Below are 22,884 nucleotides of genomic sequence, written 5' to 3'. Positions count from 1 at the left end.
CCGCACCTGACGCCTGAGCCCTCATGCAGTACTTCCCTCCGTCCCGAAGGAGTTCAGCCTCATGTCCCGCACGCTCACCGGACGCCGTACCGCCGCCGCCGTCATCACCGCCGCGCTGCTCGTACCGCTCGCGGCCTGCTCCAGCGACACCGACGGCGCCAAGGGCAAGGCCACCGGCGGGTCCGCCACCGCCGACACCAAGCTCACCGTCCTGGCCGCCGCCTCGCTCACCGACGTCTTCAAGACCGCCGGCGCCGCCTACGAGAAGTCCCACCCCGGCACCAGGATCACCTTCTCCTTCGCGGGCTCCCAGGAGCTCGTCGCCCAGGTCGCCCAGGGTGCGCCCGCCGACGCCCTCGTCACCGCCGACACCAAGTCCATGGCCAAGGCGAAGAACGACACCGGCACCCCGACCGTGATCGCCAGGAACCGGCTCGTCATCGCCACCGGCGAGGGAAACCCGCACAAGGTCGACGAGCTCAGGGACCTCGCCGACCCCGGGCTCAAGGTCGTCCTGGCCGCCCCCGAGGTCCCCGCCGGGAAGTACAGCAAGAAGATCCTCGACGCCCAGAGGATCACCGTGAAGCCGGTCTCGCAGGAGCCGAACGTCCGCGCCGTCCTCAGCAAGGTCGAGCTGGGCGAGGCCGACGCCGGACTCGTCTACAAGACCGACGCCGAGAGCGCCAAGGACAAGGTCGACGCCGTCGAGATCCCCGACGCCCAGAACGCCGTCGCCGAGTACCCCGCGGCCACGCTCAAGGGCTCCGGGAACGCCGAGGCCGCCGCCGCCTTCGTCGCCTGGCTCAGCACCCCCGAGGCCCAGAAGATCCTCCAGGACGCCGGCTTCCAGAAGCCGTGACGGCCACCGGTCCCGCGCGCTGGAGTGGCTCTCGCCGCGCGGGGAGCACCGGTCGGGAAGGCCCCTGCGCGCCGTCCGCGGTGTTCGGCGCGCAGGGGCCTGCCCTCCGGGACACCGCGGACGGCTCCCCCGTCACACCGGCGTCGCGACGCGCGGGTGGGCCCGCATGCGCAGGTCGCGGAGCTCCAGCGTCACCGCCGCCGCGAGGCGGCCCCGGTGGCCCGCCACGGGTTCCAGGCGCCACCGGGCGGCGATGGTCGCGAGGGCCAGGGTGGCCTCGACCATGCTGAACGCGTCGCCGATGCATTTGCGGGCGCCCGCGGCGAACGGCAGGAAGGCGTGGCGGGGCGGCCGGGAGTGCGGGTCGGCCCAGCGGTCGGGGGCGAAGACCTCGGGGTCGGCGTAGAGGTCGGGCCGGTGGTGGATGAGGTAGGGGCTGTAGGCGACGCTGGTCCCGGCCGGCAGGAGGTGTCCGCCGAGGGACGTGTCGGCGGTGACCACGCGGGTGAAGAACCAGCCCGGCGGGCGCAGCCGGAGGGTCTCGGTGACGACGTGCTCGGTCAGCGGCAGGCGGTGCAGGTCGGCGTAGGTGGGCGGCGCGCCGCCCAGGACGGTGTCGAGCTCGGCGTGCAGCCGCCTCTCGACCTCGGGGTGACGGGCCAGCAGGTCCAGGGCCGAGGACAGCGCGGCGGCGGTGCTCTCGATGCCGGCGAGGACGAAGGAGACGACGGTGTCGCTGATCTCGGCGCCGCTCATACCGGGGCGGTCGTCCTCGGGGTCGTGCGCCGCGACCAGGGCCGAGAGCAGGTCGCCGCGGTCGGTGCCGTCGGCGCGGCGCCGGGCGATGACGCGCTCGACGGTGGCATGGAGGCGGGCGCGGGCGGCGAGGTGGGCGCGGTTGCCGGGGGTGGGCAGCCGGTCCAGCGGCGGGACGAGGAACATGCGCTGGTAGAGGCTCTTGACGACGGTGGTGACGTCGTCGGTGAGCCGGCCGTGCGCGAGCGCGGGCAGCGTGTCGGAGAACAGCGTGGCGGTGATGATCCTGGCGCTGGCCTTCATCATCTCGGCGGGCACGTCGAGGACTTGGCCGGGGTTCCAGGACCGCGTCGTCTCCTGGACGCAGGCGGTCATGGCGCGCGCGTACTCCGGCAGCCGCGCCTGGTGGAAGGCCGGCTGGGACAGGCGCCGCAGCCGCCGGTGCGCCTGGTGCGGGCAGGAGACCACGCCCTCGCCGATGACTTCGCGCAGGCGGTCGTAGAGCGGTCCGCCCTTGTCGAAGATCCGGTCGTCGAGCAGGGCCTGCCGGGTGAGTTCCAAGTCGCAGATCACGACGACGCCGAGCGGGCCGAGCCGGATGCGGACCAACTCGCCGAGGGCGGGCAGGGACTTCAGGAACGCCAGCGGATCCCGCAGCAGCGGCACGACGTGCCCGACGAGGGGCAGCGCGCGGGGAGCGGTCGGAATCGAGGCGCTCGTGGGGATCGAGGGGATCGAGGGGATCGAGGGGGAAGCCTTCATGGAGGCTTGTATCTAGCGCAGCCGTGCGGCGTCGCACCCGTCCGCCGCGGAAAGCCGCAGGTCAGCGGCAGGTGACCGGGCGGCCGCCGGTTGACGGCCGGCGGAGGGCCCCCGGGCCGAGCGTGCGTGCCTGGCGGGCCGGACCCTGCGGGAAGGGTCACCGGCGGGTACGCCCTAGCTCTCGGCGAAGACGACCACCGCGTCCCGCTCCCCGAAGACGAGCGGGGCCCTGCGGGACGGGTTGAGGAAGATGCCGTAGGTGGGGGGCGCTTCGGCGTGCCGGGCGAGGCGGTAGCCGATGGCGGTCTCGCCGCGTCGGCGGGCGGCCTCGACGACGGTGGCGAAGTCGGCCTCGGCGCCGAGGACCACGTAGTCGCAGGCCGGTTTGAGGTAGATCTCCGAGCCCTCCGGGTCGAAGAGGTCGGCGAAGACCGCGTACAGGGCGCGGTTCTCGGTGAGTTGGGTGAGCAGGAGGCTGATCACCTTGGTGCTGACGATGAAGTCGTCGGCCTTGGTGACCTGGGCGACCTCGCGGTTGGCGTCGTCGTGCATCTCCGTGACGATCGAGTACGGGTCGCCGAGGCCCACTTCGATGTCCCGCAGGTGCAGCAGGGTGACGAGGGTGCGGTCGTCGGCCCGGCCGGGGGCGATGGTGTCGTCCGAGAGCACCACGATGTGCTGGTAGCCGCCCAGGTCCAGGGCTTCGAGGGAGGACCTGCGGGTCGGCTCGCAGCGCTTGAACCCGACGGTGAGGTGGGCCAGGTGCCCGTGCAGGGCGGCCTCCGGGCGTCGGGGGGCGGCGATGTCGAGGGTGGAGCCGGGTTCGACGAAGCTGTCGAGGAGGGCGACCAGCTTCGCCGTGCGGGAGTTCTCGCCGATGAGGAGGGTCCGGTCGAGGTGCGGCGGCTGGACGGGTGCGGTCGTGATCGCCGCCTCGACGACCGGCGCCGGGGCGCCTGCCAGGCGGATCAGGAGGTCGTCCTCCGCGACCATGAGCAGCTGGTCGCCGGGGGCGATGACGGTGTCCATCGGCGGGTTGACCAGGACCTGGCCGTCGCTGCGGTGCAGCCCGGCCGGCACCCCGCGGGCGTAGGCGCCGAGGGCCTCCCCGTAGGTGGCGCCGACGAGGGAGGGTTCGTCGCGGAAGTAGAACTCGTTGCCGACGAAGCTGAGCAGTTCGTTGAAGACGGTGGACAGGCCGGTCTGGCGGTGCGCCTGCGCGATGAGGCGGACCGCGATGTCCTCGGCGTCGATCACCAGGGCCGTCCCGCCGGCCGCCAGGCGGGCGGCGGCGAGGTTCTCCGAGTCGTGCACGGCCGCGACGACGTGGGGGCGCACGGGCTTCCACGCACGGCTGTTGAGCAGGAGCAGCACCTTGATGACGTCCACGTCGCGGTCGTCGCCGGACGGCGGCAGCACCATGATGGACTTGGCCGTGTCGGGACTGACGAGCTCCAGGTCGGCCCGGACGAGCGGGTTGCCGGAGCGGCACACGACCCGGGTGCGCCCCGGTTCGGGGATGCGCTCGCGGATCGCGTCCTCCATGGCGACCTTGTCCCGGTCCGCGAGGATCACCACGCACGAGCGGCGTTCGCTCTGGTTCGCCTCGACGAGCTCGGCGACCACCGTGAACACCTGCTCCGACCAGCCGAGCACGATGGTGTGGCCGCGCTCCATGAGCTGCGACCGGCCCTTGCGGAGCTGGTTGATCCGCTGGTTCAGGCCGGTGGTGAGCACACCGATGAGGGCGCTGACGATGAAGATGCCGCCGATCGTCACGGCCAGCATCAGGCCGAGGAAGACCGGGCCGCCCGTGTCCCCGCCCATGGTGCCGGGGTCCAGGGTGCGCAGGAGGCTCATCCAGGCGACGCCCGCCCAGCCGCCGTTGTCCTCGGCGTCGGTGTCGGTGAACAGGACGACCAGCGCGGAGGCCACCGAGATGAGCAGCAGCGAGGCGAGGGCCAGCCAGCTGATCAGGGCGGGTGTGCCGCGGTCCATCGTGCCGTCGAACCAGTAACGGAACCGGGCCCGAAGCCGTTCGCGCACCACTCGCCGTCCCTCCCCCTGTTCCCCGGGAGAGGTCCGGGAAATGACAAAGGCAAGGAAGTCACAGACTCCTTGCCACTATCAAGATATAGCGCACAGGGGGGCTTGCGGCAAGGCCCGGTACGAGGCGCAGAATAGGCGGCCGATTCCAGAAGCTGCCGGAATGGCGTATCTCATGAGTAGGTGTTCCGAAATGACGGACGTGATCGTGGTCGGCGGCGGGCCGACCGGTCTCATGCTGGCCGGTGAGCTGCGGCTGCACGGCGTACGGGTGCTCGTCCTGGAGAGGTCGGCCGAGCGGCTCGGGCATTCCCGGGGGCGCGGGCTGCACGCACGGAGCGTCGAGGTGATGGACCAGCGCGGGCTGCTCGACGGTTTTCTCGCGGAGAGCGAGAAGTTCCGGGTCGGCGGATTCTTCGGGGGCATCCACAAAACGTGGCCGGAAGGCCTGGACACGGCGCATCCGTACGGGCTGACCACCCCGCAGCACGTGACCGAGCGGCTGCTCGAAGAGCGTGCCGTCGCGCTCGGCGCCGAGCTGCGGCGGGGCCACGAGGTGGTCGGGCTCGACCAGGACGACACCGGGGTGGACGTCGTGCTCGCCGACGGCACGCGGCTGCGGTCGCGCTATCTCGTGGGGTGCGACGGCGGCCGCAGCACGGTGCGCAAGCTGGCCGGCATCGGCTTCCCCGGTGAGCCGTCGACGGTCGAGACGCTCCTGGGCGACATGGAGGTGACCGCGGACCGGGCGACGGTCATGAGCGTCGTCGAGGAGGTGCGCAGGACCCAGCTGCGGTTCGGGGCCGTCCCCGACATCGACGGGCACCCGGGGCTGTACCGCATCGTCGTGCCCGCCGACGGCGTGGCCGAGGACCGGGCGGCCCCGACGACCCTCGACGAGTTCCGGCGCCAGCTGCGGGCCCACGCGGGCACCGACTTCGGCGCGCACGCGCCGCGCTGGCTCTCCCGGTTCGGGAACGCCACCCGGCAGGCCGAGCGCTACCGGTCCGGCCGGGTGCTGCTGGCCGGGGACGCGGCCCACATCCATCCGCCGACGGGCGGGCAGGGGCTGAACCTCGGCGTGCAGGACGCGTTCAACCTCGGCTGGAAACTGGCCGCCGAGGTGGGCGGCCGGGCGCCGGCGGGCCTCCTCGACAGCTACCACGCCGAGCGGCACCCGGTGGGCGCGGCCGTCCTCGACAACACCCGCGCGCAGATCACGCTGATGGGGACGGAGGACCCGGGTGCGGCCGCGCTGCGGGCGCTGCTGTCGCGGCTGATGGACTTCGACGAGGTGAACCGGTACATGACCGGGATGGTGACCGCGATCGACGTCCGCTACGACTTCGGCGACACCCACCGGCTCGTCGGCCGGCGCATGCGGGACGTCGCGCTGAAGCGGGGACGCCTGTACGGGCTGATGCACGCCGGTCGCGGGCTGCTGCTCGACCAGACCGGCCGGCTCTCGGTGGCGGGCTGGGCGGACCGGGTCGACCGGGTCGAGGACTTCGTCGACGCCGCCGACGCCGACGTCTTCGAGGGCTCCGGCGACGTGCCCGGCACCCCCGCGGTGCTGCTGCGGCCGGACGGGCACGTGGCCTGGGTCGGCGAGGAGCAGGGGGAGCTGGAGGCGCGGCTGGAGCGGTGGTTCGGCGCGGCGGCGGCCGACGGGGGAGCCGAGGTCGCCACCGGCGCCTGACGGGAGGCCGCCACCGGTGTCGGGCACGCGGCCGAGGCCGAAGGACCCCACCGGCGCCTGACCGGAGGCAGCCATCGGCGTCCGGTACGCGGTCGAGGTCGAGCTCGCCACCGGCGGCGGGAGCCGAAGCCGCCCCCGGCGACGGCCCGCCGCCTTGCCCGTGCCGTGCATGCCGTGCCGTGCCGTGCCGTCAGGCGATGCTCCCCGCCCGCGCGTCGAGGATCCCCAGCAGCCTGGTGACCTCGTGGGTCATCGCCGTCCGCCCCGCGCCGAGGTAGCGGCGGGTGTCGGCCAGCGCCCGGTCCGCGTCGAGGACTTCGCGGGCGGCGCGGGTGAAGACGCGGTTCAGGTGGGTGGCGATGTTGACCTTCGTCATGCCGTGGGCGACGGCGGTGGCCAGGTCCTCGTCGCCGACGCCCGACGAGCCGTGCAGCACCAGCGGCACGGGCAGCCGCGCGCGCAGGGCCGCGATGAGGTCGAAGTCGAGGGCGGCGTCCCGGGTGGCCATGGCGTGCGAGGTGCCGACGGCCACCGCGAGGGCGTCCACACCGGTGGCGGCGACGAAGTCCGCGGCCTCGGCCGGGTCGGTGCGGGCGCCCGGGGCGTGGACGCCGTCCTTGCCGCCGACCTCGCCGAGTTCGGCCTCGACCCACACCCCGGCGGCGTGGCACAGGGCCCGCACCCGCTCGGTGGCGGCGAGGTTCTCCTCGTACGGCAGCGTGGAGGCGTCGTACATGACGGAGGAGAAGCCGAGCGCGACGGCCTCCTCGACGAGTCCGGCGGAGGTCGCGTGGTCGAGGTGGACGGCGACGGGGACCCCGGCGGCCCGGGCGACGGCCAGGGTCGCGGTGCCGATCGCGGCGAGGGCGCCGTGGTAGCGGGCGGTGTTCTCGCTGACCTGGAGGATCACCGGGGTGCCGGCGGCTTCCGCACCGGCCACGATCGCCTGGGCGTGTTCGAGCTGGATGACGTTGAAGGCGCCGACGCCACGACCGGCGGCCGCGGCCGGTCCGACGACGTCGCCGGTTCCTACGAGGGGCATGACGGTTCTGCTCCTTGGTCGGCTGGATGCGGGTGCGCGTACGGAGGGCGGAGCGCGGAGGGCGGAGGGCGGATGCGGGCCGTGCGTCCCCGCCGCCGGAAGGGGCCGGCGGCGGGGAGCCGGGTCACCGGCCGGGCGGGGTCAGGGACCGCCCGGCCGGGGTCAGGGGTCGGCCGGTCCCGCTCAGGAGTCGGCCAGCACGATCGAGCGGGTCAGGCCCTCGGGCTGGTCGGGGTCGAGGCCGCGGCGGGTCGCGAGGGTGACGGCGAGACGCTGGGCGCGGATGAGGTCGGCGAGGGGGTCGGCGTCGGAGACGGAGGCGTACGCGCCGGTCGGGGCGATCTGGCCGAGGAGCCCGGCGGGCGGCGCGCCGAAGAACCAGACGGTGCTGGTGGGTCCGGTGACGCTGATCGGGCCGTGCCGGTACTCCATCGCCGCGTACGACTCGGTCCAGGCCCCGGCGGCCTCGCGCAGCTTCAGCGCGGCCTCGTTGGCGAGGCCGATGGTCCAGCCGGTGCCGAGGAAGGTGAACTGCCCCGATTCCACGGCGGCTTCGGGCAGCGGTTCGGCGACGGCCCGTTCGGCCTGCTCGACGAGGTCGTCCGGTACGAGGCCGAGGGCGGCACGCAGCAGGACGAGGGCGGTGGTGGCGAAGCGGGTCTGCACGACCGACCGCTCGTCGGCGAAGGACAGGTCGACGACGGTGCCGGCGGCCCGGACGACGGGGGTGTCGAGGTCTCCGGTGAGCGCGACGGTCGGGGTGCCCTCGGGGACCCGGGCCAGGGCGGCGAGGACCTCGGTCGTGGTGCCGGAGCGGGTGATGGCGACGACCCGGTCGTAGGCACGGTGCGCCGGGTACTCGGAGGCGGCGAAGGCGTCGGTCTCGCCGAGGCCGGCGGCTTCGCGCAGCACGGCGTACGCCTGGGCGATGTAGAGGGAGGTGCCGCAGCCGACGACGGCGACGCGCTCGCCGTCGGCGGGCAGACCGGCGGGCTTGGTGTCCAGTGCGCGGCGCCAACAGGCGGGCTGGCTGGCTATCTCCGTGTCGACATGACTCATGGCGGCGCCTCCCCGAACCGATGATGATTGAAGTTGGCTCCTTTATAGAGTCTGCGCGCAACTTTGAGCAAGCACGTGCAAGGAATGCTCATGTGGAGGCGAAGGGGCGTTACGCTCGGCCCCCGAGGTCACGAGGCGAGGAGAACGGTGATGAGCACGCACGAGCGCTGGACGCGGCTGCTCGACGCGCTGGGCGAGAAGGGCAGCATCGAGGTCGGCGAGGCGGCCGAACTGCTCGGCGTCTCCCCCGCCACGGTCCGCCGCGACCTGGAGGAGCTCGCGCGCCAGCAGTTGCTCACCCGTACCCGGGGCGGCGCCGTCCTCAGCGGGGTCACCTACGACCTCCCGCTGCGCTACAAGACCGCCCGCAAGGCCGACGAGAAACAGCGCATCGCCCGCGCGGCCGCGGCGCTCGTCCCGCCGGGCGCGATCGTCGGGCTCAACGGCGGCACGACCACCTCGGAGGTCGCGCGCGAACTGGCGACCCGCGGCGACCTCGCGGCGCACTCCGGCGGCCCGGCGCTGACCATCGTCACCAACGCCGTGAACATCGCCAACGAGCTCGCCGTCCGCCCGTACGTGAAGACGGTCGTGACCGGCGGGGTCGCCCGCCCGCAGTCCTACGAGCTCACCGGTCCGCTCGCGGCGGCGACGCTCCAGGGCCTCTCGCTGGACTACGCGATCCTCGGCATCGACGCGGTCGACCCCGACTTCGGCGCCTCCACGCACGACGAGGGCGAGGCGAGCGCCAACCGCTCCATGGCGGAGCGGGCGGCCACCCTCATCGTCGTGACCGACTCCACCAAGCTGGGCAGGCGGGCCTTCGCCCGCGTCTGCGCCATCTCCGACATCGACATCCTCGTCACCGACCACGACGCCCCCGACCCCGTCGTCGAGGCGCTCTCCGACCAGGGCGTCGACGTCCGGCGGGTCTAGGCTCCTCCCGCCGCCGACCCCTGACAAGGCCGCCGACCGTCCCGGCCCGCCGGACCCCGCCGCGGACCGGCTACGGGCCGAGCAGCGCCAGCGAGCCCCAGAGCGCCACGGTGGCGGCGCTCAACGCGGCGGGGACGGTGAGGACGCCGAGGAGCGTCAACTCCTTCAACCGCACGTCGTGGCCGCGCTCGTGGGCGATACGGCGCCACCCGATCACCGGACCCAGCCGGGCCGCCTCTTCACCCACGTGCACGGCGGCCCGTGGCCGGCGGACGGGTGCCGCCCGCTGCCCACGGGCCCCCTTTGCCGCCGGATGCGCCCGATACGTACGATGCGGAGCCGCAGCGTCCGCTGCCCCCCTCCCCGCCTCCCCTCCCCCGAAGGCCTCCCGCATGAGCACCCCCGCCGCCGACCCCGCCGGCACCCCCGCCGACCGCACCGGCACCCCCGCCGGGCCCCTCCCCGCCGAGGCCTTCGCCGCGCTGATGCGGGAGGTCATGGCCGGGGCCGACCGCTTCGGGCACCGGCAGCACGTCGAGCTGGCCTGGCGGGCGGCACGGGCGTACGGCACCGCCGCGGCCGTGGACCTGGTCGGCACGGGCATCGACCGCACGGCGACCGCTGCGGGGGCGCCGCAGAAGTTCCACGTGACGATGACCCGGGCGTGGGTCGAGCTGGTGGGCCTGCGGGCGGCCGCCGACGGGGAGGCGGACGCCGCCGACGGCTTCGACCCCTTCGCCGTCCGCCACCCCGAGCTGTTCGACGCGGCCCTGCTCCACCGCCACTACCGGCGGGAGACGCTGGCCGGCGACACCGCGAGGACCTCCTGGGTCGAGCCGGACCTGGCCCCGCTGTCCGGCCCGACGGACTGAGAACACCCCCGCGCGGCACGGCTTGCCTTCGCGTGCACTCCAACGCCTAGCGTGTGCGACCGGCGAACGGGCCGATCACGAGGGGGAGTTCCATGAAGCACGTCGAACTGGGCCGCACCGGGGAACGCGTCAGCCAGGTCGGCCTCGGCTGCATGCTGATGGGCACGACGACGGACGAGGCGACGTCGGTCGCCATGCTCGACCGGTTCACCGAGGCGGGCGGCACCTTCCTCGACACCGCCAACTGCTACTGCTGGTGGGACCGTCCGGGCAGCAACGGGGGCGAGAGCGAGGAGCTCCTCGGGCGCTGGTCGGCCCGCGGCGGGCGCCGGGACCGGGTGTTCCTGGCGACGAAGGCGGCGGGGCTCGTCCTCAACGCGGACGAGGCACGGCTCCCGGGGGGCGGGGCGGACTGGAGCCGGGCCCGCTTCGACGGCGCCGGGGCGACGACCCTGAACACCTCGATCGACGACAGCCTGCGCCGCCTGCGCACCGACCACGTGGACCTGCTCTACGTCCACGTGGACGACCGGGCGACGCCGCTGGAGGAGACCCTGGAGGCGCTGGCCGGGATCGTACGGTCCGGCAAGGCGCGCTACATCGGCTGGTCCAACGTCCGGACCTGGCGCATGGAGCGCATCCGCGGCCTGTGCGAACGCCACGGCTGGCCCGCCCCGGTCGCCCTCCAGCAGCAGCACTCCTACCTGCGGCCCCGCACCGGCCTCGACGTCGCCTCGGTCGTCGACCACGAGCAGCTGGACTACCTGCGCGCCCACGAGGAGCTGAGCCTCGTCGCGTACTCGCCGATCCTGCGCGGCATCTACGACGACCCGGCCAAGCGCCGGGACCACTGGATGATGGAGCGGTACGCCGGTCCCGACGCCGACGCGAGGCTCGAAGCGCTCGCCGGCCTGGCCGCCGAGACGGGCGTGACCCCCAACCAGCTGGTCCTGTCCTGGCTCCTGCACCAGACCTCGCCCCGGGCGATCCCGCTGATCGGCCCCCGCACCCTGGCCCAGTTCGAGGCGTCCCTCCCGGCCCTGGACCTCGGCCTCTCGGCCGAGCAGCTCGCACGCCTGGACGCCGCGGGGGCGTGAGGGGCGGAGCCGACCCCGCGTGAGGGGCGGAGCCGACCCCCGAACGAGGACCGGGTCCACGGCCGCCCCCTTGCCTCCCTTGCCCGCCTTGCCCCACACGGGCGCGTCCCCACCCCCCGTGCGGAGTGTCCGCCGGAGTTGCGGACGGGGCGGGCGCGTGGGCGCGGAGATAGTGCGGGCATGAGACGCACCACCCTTCGCGCGGCCCTCTGCGCCGCGCTCCTCGCCGTCGTGTCCCAGACCTCCGCCGCCGTGCCCGCCTCCGCCCGCGGGGCGGGGGGCCACGGGGACCGGTCGTGCGTGCGGACCCAGCGGCCGCTCGACGCGCAGGCCCGGCGGGTCCTCGACATCACCCGCAAGGCCAAGGCGGACCTGCGGCTGAACTCCGTGGAGGTGAAGGTCACCCGCGACGGGCGCGAGGTCCTCACCGACGCGCTCGGCGAGTCGATGACCGGCGTGCCCGCCGAGCCGGACATGCACTTCCGGGCCGGCTCGGTCGCCTTCGCGCACATCGGCACGGCCCTGCTCCAGCTGGTCCAGGAACACAGGGTGAGCCTGGACGACACCGTGGACCGGTGGCTTCCCGACGTGCCCAAGGCGCACGAGATCACCCTGCGGATGCTCGCGAACAACACCTCCGGACTGCACGACTACGTCACCGACCCGGCCTTCCTCAAGGAGTTGGTGCCGCACCCGTTCCGCCAGTGGACCCCGGAGCAGCTGCTCGCCTACCCGTACAGCCACTCCTTCTGGTACGAGCCGGGTACCAACTGGAGCTACTCGCACGCCAACTACCTGCTGCTCGTCTCCGCCCTGGAGAAGATCACCGGCATGCCGATCCAGGACTTCGTGAAGCAGCGGGTCACCGGCCCGCTGGGGCTGCGCGACACCCGGCCCGGCTTCACGCCCGACATCCCGCAGCGGGTGCTGCACGCCTTCACCTCCGACCGCGGCTTCTACGAGGAGTCCACCTTCTGGAACCCGTCGTGGACCACGGCGCCCGGCGCGGTCATCACCACCCACATCTGCGACCTGGCCCGTTCCGCCGAGGGCATCGGCAGCGGCGAGCTGCTCTCGCCCCGCGCGTACCGCACCCTGCTGAACCCGGGCACGGTCGGCCTCGGCGGCGGCACCGCCCGCTGCCCGGCCACCATCTGCCTGAAGCAGACGCAGGCCAAGCACTTCGGCCTCGGCGTCATCGTCGTCAACGGGTGGATCCTGCAGAACCCGTCGTTCTCGGGGTACGCGGCGATCCAGGCGTACCTGCCGTCCAAACGGCTCGCGCTCGCCGTGTCCGCGACGAAGACGGCGACCACGCCGGACGGCAACCAGGCCGAGGTCGTCGCCGAGCGCATCGCGGCCGCACTCGCCCCGGGGATCCCGCTGGCGATCAGCTGACGGAGCCCTCGCGGACGGTCAGAGCGGTGCGGCCGTGTGGAGGATCGCGTAGAGCGTGACGGCCGAGTTCGCCGACGAGACGGCGGACGCGGCGGTCCCCACGGCCGCGCCCCAGGTCGCCATCCCCGTCGCCGTGCCCACCCGCGGCCAGGCCCGGGCGACCGGCGCCGGGGCGAGCAGCGCGGCCACCCGCCGCGGGACCGGGCCCGCGGCGGCGAAGCCGGCGAGGGTCGGCACCGGCGTCCCCGCCGACACCAGGGCGGACTTGCCGATGGCGCGGGCGACCACCCGGCGGCTGCCGACCCGCGCCGCGGCCTCCTCGTCGGCCCACCGCTCGGCGGTGTAACCGACGGCCGTGCACAGCGGCCGCAGGAACGGGTTGGCCCGCGCCGCCACCCGGACGACGAGGAGGAAACGGTGGTGGCGGCCCTCCAGATGGGCCCGCTCGTGGGCGAAGAGCGCCCGGCGCTCCCGTGACGTCAGCCGCGCCAGCATCCCCCGGCTGACGACCACCCGGTCCCGGCGCCCGCCCGGCAGCGCGTACGCGTACGGGACGTCGTCCGGCAGCACCGCGACGGCGCGGGCGGGCAGCGGGGCGAGGGCGCGTTCCGCCCGCCGCCGTACCCGCCGGTGCCGCAGCAGCGTCCAGCCGCAGGCACCGAGCACGGCGAGGAGTGCCGGGATCGCGAGCCGGCCGGCCACCTCGTCGTACGGCACCGCCGCCCGCACCTCCGGATCGGACCAGGCGTCCGGCAGCGGGTTGCCCGGCAGCTGGGCCGTGCCGACGACCATGAGGAGCCCCAGGCACAGCGTGCTGCACAGCGCGAGGACCGCGGCGACGGCGGTCAGCATCCGGGTCGCGGTGCGCGGGTGCAGGTGCTGTTCGGCGAGCCGCGCGACCGGCCACGCGGTCAGCGGGAGGACGAGCGGCAGGAAGACGAAGACCCCCATGGCGTCAGTCCTCCCCGTCCTCCCCGGCCTGCGCCAGGAGGTCCCGCACCAGCTGCTCCTCCGCCGACGACAGGCCCGTCACGAAACGGGCGAGCACCGCCTCGCGGTCGGACTCGCCGTCCAGGACCCGGCGCATCCGCAGCGCGGCGAGACCCGCCTCGTCCGCGACCGGCGTCCACTCGAACGACCGGCCCGCCCGCTCCCGCGCGACGGCGCCCTTCGCGTGCAGGCGCGTCAGGATCGTGATCACGGTGGTGTACGCGAGGCCGCCGCCGAGCCGCTCCTGCACCCAGCCCGCGGTGACCGGCCCGTCCGCGGCCCTCAGCGCGGCGAGCACCAGCGTCTCCAGCTCGCCCTGCCCACGCCTCCGCGGCACACCCGCCATCCTGCCGACCTCCGCCTCACCGCTCCCCGACCCGGCCGCCCATCGTACTGACGCGCCACCCGGCGTCCCACCGGAGTCGACCGGGAGGACGCGGTGCGGACCACCCCCGGTCCTAAGACGCGCCCTAGGTCCGGTCCTCCTCCCCAGCCCGATACGCGGGCCGCGCCCGGCCGCCTACCGTGCCCCTCATGGATGCGACAGGCACGCTCGACGAGGCCCTCCGGCGACTGCACTCCTGCGGGCCCGAGCGGCTCGGGCGGCTCACCAACCACGCGCCGATGGCCGTGGAGGCGCTCGCCGCGCGTGGGCAGGCGGGCGCGGTGCACCGCTGGCTCGACCGGTACGCGGCCAAGCTGGAGGAGTTCCCGGCCGGCGTCGCGGCGGTCACGGACGCCGACTGGCGGGGCGCGCTGGGGGATCCGCGGCGCGCGGCCGACTGGATCGGGTACTTCGAGCGCGCGATCGCCGAGCGTCCCTGGCGCGAGGTGCTCGCCGTGTGGTGGCCGCGGCTGCTGCCGGGGATGTACGGAGGCTCCACGCACCCCGTGATCCGGGTCGGGCACGCCGTGCGCACCCTGCTCGCGGGCGAGGCCACCGGGCCGCGGCTCGCCGAGCTCGCGCACGGCCTCGGCTACTGGGCCGCCCGGCACCGCCCCGTCGAGGGGCTCGTGCCGCTGCCCGGCGCCGAGCGGGCGGCGGCGGCCCTCGACGCGGTCGGGCCGGTCGCGGAGCGGGACGGCGGCTTCCCCGACCGGCTCGGCCGGGTCACGGGCCTGCCGGTGTGGGCGGCCGGGGTGACGGACCCGGAGGAGGCGCGGGCGCTGCTCGCCGAGCTCGTGCGGGCGGCCACCCACCGGTACGCCACCCACGGCCACGGCGAGGAGACGATGCTGGTCCACGCGGCGACGGCACCCAACGCGGTGCTGCGCGCCCTGCCGGCCCTCCCCCGCACGCTGTGGGTGCCGAGCCTGCGGGCCGCCTGGACCGCCTCGGCGGCGGTGACCGCCATGTACGCGCCGGACGCCCCCGTCGCGTACGTCCCACCGGGCACCCTCACCGCCGAGGAGGTCATGGAACGTGCCCTGGCCCACGGCGACGAGCACGTCGTCAAGCTGACGGACACGGCCCTCGACGTCGGCGACGCGCAGGCCCTGGCGGCGGCCCTGCGTGCGATCGAGTTGAGCGAGCCGCTGGGCTAGGGGCGGGGCGGCGGGCCGGGGCGGCTTCACCCGTTCGGCCGACCCCGCGTGGTCGTGCCCGCGGATCGCCACGAGGCTCGGGGCAACGTCGGGGTCGTCGGAGCGGGGTCCGCACCGGCGTCCGTTCCCGGCCGAGGAGGTCCCGTGTGCCCGGTGCGCCGCTATCCACCCATCGCCGACCACGGACTCGTCGGTGACCTCCAGACCGCGGCCCTGGTCTCCTCCGACGGGGTGGTCGACTGGTTCTGCTCGCCGCGCTTCGACGCGCCGAGCGTGTTCGCCGCCCTCCTCGACCACGAGCGCGGCGGATACTTCGCGGTGACCGTCGACGCCCCCGACGTCACCACGCGGCAGCTGTACTTCGCCGACACCGCGATCCTCGTGACCCGTTTCCTCACCGCCGACGGCGTCGGCGAGGTCGCCGACTTCATGCCGCTGGACCGGCCGGAGACGGCGACGGGCCGGCACCGGCTGGTCCGGGTGCTGAGGGTGGCACGGGGCCGGGTCCGGTTCTCCGTGGAGTGCCGGCCCCGGTTCGACTACGGCCGGGCCGAGCACGAGCTGAGCCTCGACGGCTCGGACACGGCCACCTTCGTGGGGGCGGGGCTCCAGGCGGTGCTCCAGGGCGCGGGTCCGGTCGAGCTGCGGCGCGACGGGCGGGACGTGCGCGCGGAGGTGGAGCTGGAGCAGGGGCAGGCGGCGGCGGTGGTGCTGACCGTGGACGAGGCGGGCGGCGCGGCTCCGGCGCCGGTCGACCGGGCGTCGCTGACGGCGGAGTTCCGGCGGACCCGCGACTTCTGGCACCGCTGGATCCGGCGCAGCCGCTACCGGGGGCGGTGGCAGGCGGCCGTCAACCGGTCGGCGATCACGCTCAAGCTGCTCACGTACGCGCCGACGGGCGCCCCGGTCGCGGCGGCCACCATGGGCCTGCCGGAGCAGGTCGGCGGCGAGCGGAACTGGGACTACCGCTACACCTGGGTGCGGGACGGCTCGCTGTCGGTGCACGCGCTGCTCGATCTGGGTTTCGAGGAGGAGGCGGACGCGTTCCGGCTGTGGCTCGGCGCGCGGCTGAGCGAGCAGCGGACGGTGACCGGCGAGCCCTTGCAGATCATGTACCGGGTCGACGGGGATCCGTACCTCACCGAGGAGACCCTCGACCACCTGGAGGGCTATCGCGGCTCCGCCCCGGTGCGCCGGGGCAACGGGGCGGCCGGTCAGCTCCAGCTCGACATCTACGGCGAGGCGGTCTTCGGCCTGGCCCGCGAGGGCGGGTCCGCGGCGCGGCGGATCGGCTGGGACGGCTGGGTCGCGGTGTCGGGGGTGCTGGACTGGCTGGCCGCCCACTGGGACCGGCCCGACGAGGGCATCTGGGAGACCCGTGGCGGGCGGCAGGACTTCACGTACAGCCGGGTGATGTGCTGGACCGCCTTCGACCGGGGCATCCGGCTGGCCACCCGTTTCGCCCGGCCCGCCGACCTGGCGGGATGGACGGCGTCCCGCGACGCCATCCTGCGTCAGGTGATGGAGCGCGGCTGGAGCCCGGACCGGCGTGCCTTCGTGCAGCACTACGGGAGCGAGGTCCTCGACGCCTCGCTGCTGCTGATGCCGGCGGTCGGGTTCATCGGGCCGTCGGACCCGCGCTGGCTGTCGACGCTCGACGCGATGGGGGCCGAGCTCGTCACCGACAGCCTCGTCTACCGGTACGACCCGGCCGCGTCGCCCGACGGGCTGCGCGGCAGCGAGGGCACCTTCTCGCTGTGCAGCTTCCTGTACGTGGGGGCGCTCGCGCGGGCCGGGCGGCTCGACGAGGCGCGGTACTCCTTCGACAAGATGCTGACGTACGCGAACCACGTCGGGCTCTTCGCGGAGGAGATCGGTCCGTCGGGCGAGCAACTGGGCAACTTCCCGCAGGCGTTCACGCACCTCGCGTTGATCTCGGCGGCCATCGCCCTGGACGAGGAGCTCGACGGGAAGCGCGACCGGCACGCCGGCGGGGACGCCGGAGGCACCGACGGGGACGACGACCGCGACGCCGGCGGGTGACGTGACCCCTGGTCCGCGGGCCGGTGCGCGGGGTGGCCAGCACGGATGCGGCCCGCCGTTCAAGGCCGATCAGGGGAGGTCAAGGTCACAGCGGATCACCCTGCGCTCCTTTGTGAAGCTGACCTAGCATCCGAGCATGACTGTGCTGCCTGACGACGGCCTTTCGCTGGCCGCCGAATTCCCCGCAGCGACCCATGCGCAGTGGCAGCGCCTCGTGGCGGGCGTACTGAGCAGGTCGGGCAAGGACGTTCCGGACACCGAGGCCGAGGACGTCCTGTCCACCGCGCTCGAGGACGGCCTGCGGGCCCGCCCCCTGTACACGGCGGACGGGCCGGCGGACGGCTCCGCCTCCGCGCCCGACGCCGGGTTGCCCGGGTTCGCTCCCTTCGTCCGGTCCGGCCGCGCCGAGGGCAACACGGCGAACGGCTGGGACGTACGCCAGCGGCACACCGTGGCCGACCCCGAGGCGGTCCTCACCGACCTGGAGAACGGCGTCACTTCGCTGTGGCTGGCCGTGGGCCCCGACGGCATCCCGGCCGGCGAACTCGACCGGGTCCTCAAGGACGTGTACCTCGACCTCGCCCCCGTCGTCCTGGACGCCGGGGCGGAGACCCCGACGGCCGCGGCCGAGCTCCTCGACGTCTACGCGCGGCGCGGCATCGCGCCCGAGGCCGCCCTCGGCAACCTGGGCGCCGACCCGCTGGGCACCGAGGCCCGCACGGGCTCCGCGTACGACGGCGACGGCTTCCCCGCCACGGTCGCCCTCACCCGGCTGTGCGCCGAGTCCTACCCGGGGCTGCGCGCGCTGACCGTGGACGCCCTGCCGTACCACGAGGCCGGCGGCTCCGCCGCGCAGGAGCTGGGCGCCTCGCTCGCCACCGGCGTCGCCTATCTGCGGGCGCTCACCGCGGGCGGGCTGACGGTCGAGCAGGCCCTCGGGCAGCTGGAGTTCCGCTACGCGGCCACCGCCGACCAGTTCCTGACGATCGCCAAGCTGCGCGCCGCGCGGCGGCTGTGGGCGCGGGTCGCGGAGGCCTGCGGGGCTCCGGCGGCCGGGGCGCAGCCGCAGCACGCGGTGACCTCGTCGGTGATGATGACGGGCCGCGACCCGTGGGTGAACATGCTGCGGACGACGCTCGCCACCCTGGCGGCCGGCGTCGGCGGCGCCGACTCCGTCACGGTGCTCCCCTTCGACCACGCCCTCGGTCTGCCGGACGCCTTCGCGCGCCGGATCGCGCGGAACACGTCGACGATCCTCATCGAGGAGTCGCACCTGGCCCGGGTGATCGACCCGGCGGGCGGCTCCTGGTACGTGGAGTCGCTGACCGACGAACTCGCGCACGCGGCGTGGGAGTTCTTCCAGGGCATCGAGCGCGACGGCGGCCAGGCGGCGGTGCTGCGCTCGGGCCGGCTCAGCCGGGACCTGGCCGCCACCTGGGCCGAGCGTTCCAGGGCGCTGGCCGAGCGCCGCGAACCCGTCACCGGCGTCAGCGAGTTCCCGCACCTCGGCGAGAAGCCCGTGGTGCGCGCGCCCGCCCCCGCCGAGCCGGTCGGCGGCCTGCCGCGGGTGCGGCGCGACGAGGCGTTCGAGGCGCTGCGGGCCCGGTCCGACGCGCATCTCGCGGCGACCGGGGCCCGGCCGAAGGTCTTCCTGGCGGCGCTCGGGCCGGCCGCCGCGCACACCGCGCGGCTCACGTTCGCCGCGAACCTGTTCCAGGCGGGCGGCATCGAGCCCGTCACCGAGGGCTCCTTCGCGGACAGCGGCGCCGCCGAGGCCTGCCTGTGCTCCAGCGACGCCCTCTACGAGGAGCGGGCCGGGTCCGAAGCCGCCGCGCTGCGCGCTGCCGGTGCCGGGCACGTGTCCCTGGCCGGGCGGCCCGGCGCGTACGCCGGTGTCGACACGTTCGTCTTCGCGGGGTGCGACGCGGTCGCCGTGCTCTCCGCCACCCTCGACCGCATGGGAGTGTCCTCCTGATGGGAATCCCCGACTTCACCGGGATCGGCCTGGGATCCCCCTCGCCCGCCGGGAGCGCCGAGGAGTGGCGCGCCGCCCTCAAGCGGGCCTCCGGCGGGGACGACCTGCTGTGGGAGACGCCCGAGGGCATCGGCGTGAAGCCGCTGTACACCGGGCGTGACCTGGCGGACGTCGACTTCCTCGGCACGTACCCGGGCGTCGCGCCGTACCTGCGCGGCCCGTACCCGACGATGTACGTCAACCAGCCGTGGACGATCCGGCAGTACGCGGGCTTCTCCACCGCCGAGGAGTCCAACGCCTTCTACCGGCGCAACCTGGCCGCCGGGCAGAAGGGCCTGTCGGTCGCCTTCGACCTGCCGACGCACCGCGGCTACGACAGCGATCACCCGCGGGTCACCGGCGACGTCGGCATGGCGGGCGTGGCCATCGACTCGATCTACGACATGCGACAGCTCTTCGACGGCATCCCGCTGGACCGGATGTCGGTGTCGATGACGATGAACGGCGCGGTGCTGCCCGTGCTGGCGCTGTACATCGTGGCGGCCGAGGAGCAGGGGGTGCCGGCCGAGAAGCTGACGGGGACCATCCAGAACGACATCCTCAAGGAGTTCATGGTCCGCAACACCTACATCTACCCGCCGAAGCCGTCGATGCGGATCATCTCCGACATCTTCGCCTTCACGTCCCGGAACATGCCCCGCTACAACTCCATCTCGATCTCCGGCTACCACATCCAGGAGGCGGGTGCGACGGCCGACCTGGAGCTGGCGTACACGCTGGCGGACGGCGTCGAGTACCTGCGGGCGGGCCGTGAGGCGGGGCTCGACGTGGACGCGTTCGCGCCGCGGCTCTCGTTCTTCTGGGCGATCGGCATGAACTTCTTCATGGAGGTCGCCAAGCTGCGCGCGGCCCGCCTGCTGTGGGCGAAGCTGGTGAAGGAGTTCGACCCGAAGAACGCCAAGTCGCTGTCGCTCCGCACCCATTCGCAGACCTCCGGCTGGTCGCTGACCGCGCAGGACGTCTTCAACAACGTCACCCGCACCTGTGTGGAGGCGATGGCGGCCACCCAGGGGCACACCCAGTCCCTGCACACCAACGCCCTGGACGAGGCGCTGGCGCTGCCGACGGACTTCTCGGCGCGCATCGCCCGCAACACGCAGCTGCTGCTCCAGCAGGAGTCGGGCACCACCCGGGTCATCGACCCGTGGGGCGGCAGCGCGTACGTGGAGCGGCTCACCTACGACCTGGCGCGCCGGGCCTGGCAGCACATCCAGGAGGTCGAGGCGGCCGGCGGCATGGCGCAGGCCATCGACGCGGGCATCCCGAAGCTGCGCGTCGAGGAGGCCGCGGCCCGGACCCAGGCGCGGATCGACTCGGGCCGCCAGCCGGTGATCGGCGTGAACAAGTACCGGGTGGACGGCGACGAGCAGATCGAGGTCCTGAAGGTCGACAACTCCTCGGTGCGGGCCCAGCAGATCGAGAAGCTGCGCCGGCTGCGCGAGGAGCGCGACGAGCGGGCCTGCCGGGACGCGCTGGACGACCTCACCCGGGCCGCCGGCGGCGAGGGCAACCTGCTGGAGCTCGCGGTCCGCGCGGCCCGTGCGAAGGCGACGGTCGGCGAGATCTCGGACGCCCTGGAGAAGGTGTACGGACGGCACGCGGGCCAGATCCGTACGATCTCCGGCGTGTACCGCAACGAAGCAGGCGAGTCCCCGTCCGTGGACGGCACCCGCGCCCTGGTCGACGCCTTCGAGGAGGCCGAGGGCCGCCGTCCGCGCATCCTGGTGGCCAAGATGGGCCAGGACGGCCACGACCGCGGCCAGAAGGTGATCGCGACCGCCTTCGCCGACCTGGGCTTCGACGTCGACGTCGGCCCGCTCTTCCAGACCCCCGCGGAGGTCGCCCGGCAGGCCGTCGAGGCGGACGTGCACATCGTGGGTGTCTCGTCGCTGGCGGCGGGCCACCTCACGCTCGTGCCCGCGCTACGGGAGGAGCTGGCCGCGGAGGGCCGCGAGGACATCATGATCGTGGTCGGCGGGGTCATCCCGCCCCAGGACGTGCCGGTCCTCCTGGAGATGGGCGCCGCGGCGGTCTTCCCGCCCGGCACCGTGATCCCCGACGCGGCGGCGGACCTGGTGCGGCGCCTGTCGGCGGAGCTCGGGCACCCCGCGGGGCACGGCCTCTGATCCCATGGCGATCGACATCGACACGTACGCGAAGGGCGTACGGGACGGCAGGCGCGCCCTCGTGGCGCGCGCCATCACCCTCGTGGAGTCCACCCGGCCCGACCACCGGGTGCTCGCCCAGGAGCTGCTGACCCGGCTGCTGCCGCACAGCGGCCGGGCGCGGCGGATCGGGATCAGCGGGGTGCCGGGGGTGGGCAAGTCCACCTTCATCGACGCGTTCGGCACGATGCTGACGGGCCTGGGGCACCGGGTCGCGGTCCTCGCCGTGGATCCGTCGTCGACGCGTACCGGCGGCTCGATCCTCGGCGACAAGACGCGGATGGAACGGCTCGCGGTGGACCCGGCGGCGTTCGTCCGGCCCTCCCCGAGCGCGGGGACGCTGGGCGGCGTGGCCAAGGCGACCCGCGAGTCGATCGTGGTGATGGAGGCCGCCGGGTACGACGTGATCCTGGTGGAGACGGTCGGCGTCGGGCAGTCGGAGACGGCCGTCGCGAACATGGTCGACTCGTTCCTGCTGCTGACCCTCGCGCGCACCGGCGACCAGCTGCAGGGCATCAAGAAGGGCGTCCTGGAGCTGGCGGACGTCGTCGCCGTGAACAAGGCGGACGGCCCGCACACCACGGACGCCCGCGCGGCGGCGCGCGAGCTGTCGGGCGCGCTGCGGCTCATGCACGGCACGGACGCGGTGTGGACGCCGCCGGTGCTCAGCTGCAGCGCCCGCGAGTCGACCGGCCTGGACACCGTGTGGGACCGGCTCGAACAGCACCGGACCCGCCTCGACGCCACCGGCCGGCTGTCCGCCCGGCGCCGGGAGCAGCAGGTCGACTGGGCCTGGACGATGGTCCGCGACGAGCTCCTCGGCCGGCTGCACGCCGATCCGGCGGTGCGGGCCCTCGCCCCGGAGGTGGAGCGGTTGGTCCGGGACGGCGAGCTGACGGCGACGCTGGCGGCGGAGCGGATCCTGGGGGCGTTCGGGGGCGGCGCGCGGGACTGAGCCGCAGCACCTCCCCGCCGCCCCGGCGGCACCGTTCGGCCCCCTCCTTCCGCCCCGTTCGGCCCTGTCTTCCGCCCCGTTCGGTCCTCGTCCCCCGGCGCGGACGGCATGCCGGGTCCGGATGGGGGCAGTCGCCCGGTGGAGACGCGCTGACGTGCCTCCCGGTACAGCCGTACCGTCGGCAGCGGGTGACGAAAGAGGCGCCGTGATGGCCCGGAAGAACCGTCCCCCGACGCAGTCCGCGGAGGCCCCGCGCGACCGCCGCGAGGGGCGGACGTACCGAACGCCGTCGGGGACCGCGTGGGTGGTCCGCGAGCCGTCGCCCGCGCCGGGCACGGTGCTGTTGTCGGCGACGGGTGAGTTCGACGTGGACACCGTGGGCTGCCTGCGCGCGGCGCTCGCCGAGGCCCGGCACGACGGTCCGCGCCGGACGGTCCTCGACATCTCGCAGGTCGGCTTCGGAGACTCGTCGTTCCTGCACGAGCTGGTGACCGCGCGTTTCGCGGGGGACCGGTTCGTCCTGCTGGGCCCGGTCCCGCGCCAGCTGCGCCAGCTGTTCACGATGACGGGGACGCTGCAGCTGTTCACCTTCGTCAGCGATCGCCACAGTCCGGACTTCGCCTGA

19 protein-coding genes are annotated in these 22,884 nt (G+C 74.3%); 12 read left to right on the top strand and 7 right to left on the bottom strand.

The genetic code is table 11. The annotated features are described in order from the left end of the window. Positions 1–61 precede the first annotated feature (61 nt). Positions 62–859 (top strand): molybdate ABC transporter substrate-binding protein, encoded by a 798-nt coding sequence (gene modA / locus OG309_RS29950; protein WP_329425529.1) that lies wholly within the window; start codon positions 62–64, stop codon positions 857–859. 132 nt (positions 860–991) lie between these two features. Here the strand turns inward: modA and OG309_RS29945 are convergent, their stop codons facing one another. Then, positions 992–2,377 carry a cytochrome P450 gene (locus OG309_RS29945; protein WP_329425527.1) on the bottom strand — a complete coding sequence of 462 codons (1,386 nt, stop codon included), beginning with the start codon at positions 2,375–2,377 and terminating at the stop codon, positions 992–994. Positions 2,378–2,551: 174 nt separating this feature from the next. Then, complete coding sequence (locus OG309_RS29940; protein ID WP_329425526.1) at positions 2,552–4,423, bottom strand: CASTOR/POLLUX-related putative ion channel; 1,872 nt, start codon at positions 4,421–4,423, stop codon at positions 2,552–2,554. Positions 4,424–4,616: 193 nt separating this feature from the next. Here OG309_RS29940 and OG309_RS29935 point away from each other — a divergent pair, with 193 nt between their 5' ends. Next, positions 4,617–6,122, top strand: a complete 1,506-nt coding sequence (locus tag OG309_RS29935; RefSeq protein ID WP_329425524.1) for an FAD-dependent monooxygenase — start codon at positions 4,617–4,619, stop codon at positions 6,120–6,122. Between the two features lie 190 nt (positions 6,123–6,312). Here the strand turns inward: OG309_RS29935 and OG309_RS29930 are convergent, their stop codons facing one another. Then, the gene (locus tag OG309_RS29930) at positions 6,313–7,164 is read right to left on the bottom strand and encodes a class II fructose-bisphosphate aldolase (RefSeq protein WP_329425523.1); all 852 of its coding nucleotides are present in this window, start codon (positions 7,162–7,164) and stop codon (positions 6,313–6,315) included. A gap of 183 nt (positions 7,165–7,347) precedes the next feature. Continuing rightward, entirely contained in the window at positions 7,348–8,223 is an 876-nt protein-coding gene (locus OG309_RS29925; protein ID WP_329425522.1) for an SIS domain-containing protein, read from the bottom strand. A gap of 150 nt (positions 8,224–8,373) precedes the next feature. Here OG309_RS29925 and OG309_RS29920 point away from each other — a divergent pair, with 150 nt between their 5' ends. Beyond that, a complete protein-coding gene (locus OG309_RS29920; RefSeq protein ID WP_329425521.1) occupies positions 8,374–9,159 on the top strand; it encodes a DeoR/GlpR family DNA-binding transcription regulator in 786 nt (261 codons plus the stop codon). A 70-nt stretch (positions 9,160–9,229) separates the two neighbouring features. Here the strand turns inward: OG309_RS29920 and OG309_RS29915 are convergent, their stop codons facing one another. Further along, a complete protein-coding gene (locus tag OG309_RS29915; protein WP_329425519.1) occupies positions 9,230–9,412 on the bottom strand; it encodes a hypothetical protein in 183 nt (60 codons plus the stop codon). Between the two features lie 139 nt (positions 9,413–9,551). Between OG309_RS29915 and OG309_RS29910 the strand changes: the two genes are divergently transcribed. The 3 genes from OG309_RS29910 (at position 9,552) to OG309_RS29900 (ending at position 12,526) form a co-directional block, all read left to right on the top strand. Continuing rightward, positions 9,552–10,031 (top strand): hypothetical protein, encoded by a 480-nt coding sequence (locus OG309_RS29910; protein WP_329425517.1) that lies wholly within the window; start codon positions 9,552–9,554, stop codon positions 10,029–10,031. 92 nt (positions 10,032–10,123) lie between these two features. After that, positions 10,124–11,128, top strand: coding sequence for an aldo/keto reductase (locus OG309_RS29905; protein ID WP_329425515.1), 1,005 nt, complete (start codon positions 10,124–10,126; stop codon positions 11,126–11,128). Positions 11,129–11,308: 180 nt separating this feature from the next. Continuing rightward, positions 11,309–12,526, top strand: coding sequence for a serine hydrolase domain-containing protein (locus OG309_RS29900; protein WP_329425513.1), 1,218 nt, complete (start codon positions 11,309–11,311; stop codon positions 12,524–12,526). An 18-nt stretch (positions 12,527–12,544) separates the two neighbouring features. Here the strand turns inward: OG309_RS29900 and OG309_RS29895 are convergent, their stop codons facing one another. Together OG309_RS29895 and OG309_RS29890 are read right to left on the bottom strand one after the other, a co-directional pair. Further along, a complete protein-coding gene (locus tag OG309_RS29895) occupies positions 12,545–13,477 on the bottom strand; it encodes a M56 family metallopeptidase (RefSeq protein WP_329425512.1) in 933 nt (310 codons plus the stop codon). A gap of 4 nt (positions 13,478–13,481) precedes the next feature. After that, complete coding sequence (locus OG309_RS29890) at positions 13,482–13,862, bottom strand: BlaI/MecI/CopY family transcriptional regulator (protein WP_329425511.1); 381 nt, start codon at positions 13,860–13,862, stop codon at positions 13,482–13,484. A 188-nt stretch (positions 13,863–14,050) separates the two neighbouring features. On the opposite strand from OG309_RS29890, the gene OG309_RS29885 reads away from it, so the two are divergent. The 6 genes from OG309_RS29885 to OG309_RS29860 all read left to right on the top strand — a co-directional run bounded on the left by OG309_RS29885 (position 14,051) and on the right by OG309_RS29860 (position 22,884). Continuing rightward, positions 14,051–15,061 carry a questin oxidase family protein gene (locus OG309_RS29885; protein ID WP_329425510.1) on the top strand — a complete coding sequence of 337 codons (1,011 nt, stop codon included), beginning with the start codon at positions 14,051–14,053 and terminating at the stop codon, positions 15,059–15,061. 153 nt (positions 15,062–15,214) lie between these two features. Continuing rightward, positions 15,215–17,104 (top strand): glycoside hydrolase family 15 protein, encoded by a 1,890-nt coding sequence (locus OG309_RS29880; RefSeq protein ID WP_329428602.1) that lies wholly within the window; start codon positions 15,215–15,217, stop codon positions 17,102–17,104. 136 nt (positions 17,105–17,240) lie between these two features. After that, entirely contained in the window at positions 17,241–19,079 is a 1,839-nt protein-coding gene (locus OG309_RS29875; protein WP_329425508.1) for a methylmalonyl-CoA mutase subunit beta, read from the top strand. Further along, positions 19,079–21,265: a methylmalonyl-CoA mutase gene (gene scpA, locus OG309_RS29870; RefSeq protein ID WP_329425506.1), complete on the top strand. Its 2,187-nt coding sequence runs from the start codon at positions 19,079–19,081 to the stop codon at positions 21,263–21,265. Before OG309_RS29875 ends, scpA begins: the two co-directional genes overlap by 1 nt. Before the next feature lie 4 nt (positions 21,266–21,269). Next, on the top strand, positions 21,270–22,259 hold the full coding sequence (meaB, locus tag OG309_RS29865; RefSeq protein WP_329425505.1) for a methylmalonyl Co-A mutase-associated GTPase MeaB: 990 nt from the start codon (positions 21,270–21,272) through the stop codon (positions 22,257–22,259). A 208-nt stretch (positions 22,260–22,467) separates the two neighbouring features. Beyond that, positions 22,468–22,884: an STAS domain-containing protein gene (locus OG309_RS29860; protein ID WP_329425503.1), complete on the top strand. Its 417-nt coding sequence runs from the start codon at positions 22,468–22,470 to the stop codon at positions 22,882–22,884.

It is taken from the genome of Streptomyces sp. NBC_01268 (genome assembly GCF_036240795.1).
In the GTDB taxonomy this organism is placed as follows: Bacteria; Actinomycetota; Actinomycetes; order Streptomycetales; family Streptomycetaceae; genus Streptomyces.
Note: the sequence above shows the minus strand (reverse complement) of the source record. Positions and strands in the feature narration are given on the sequence as shown.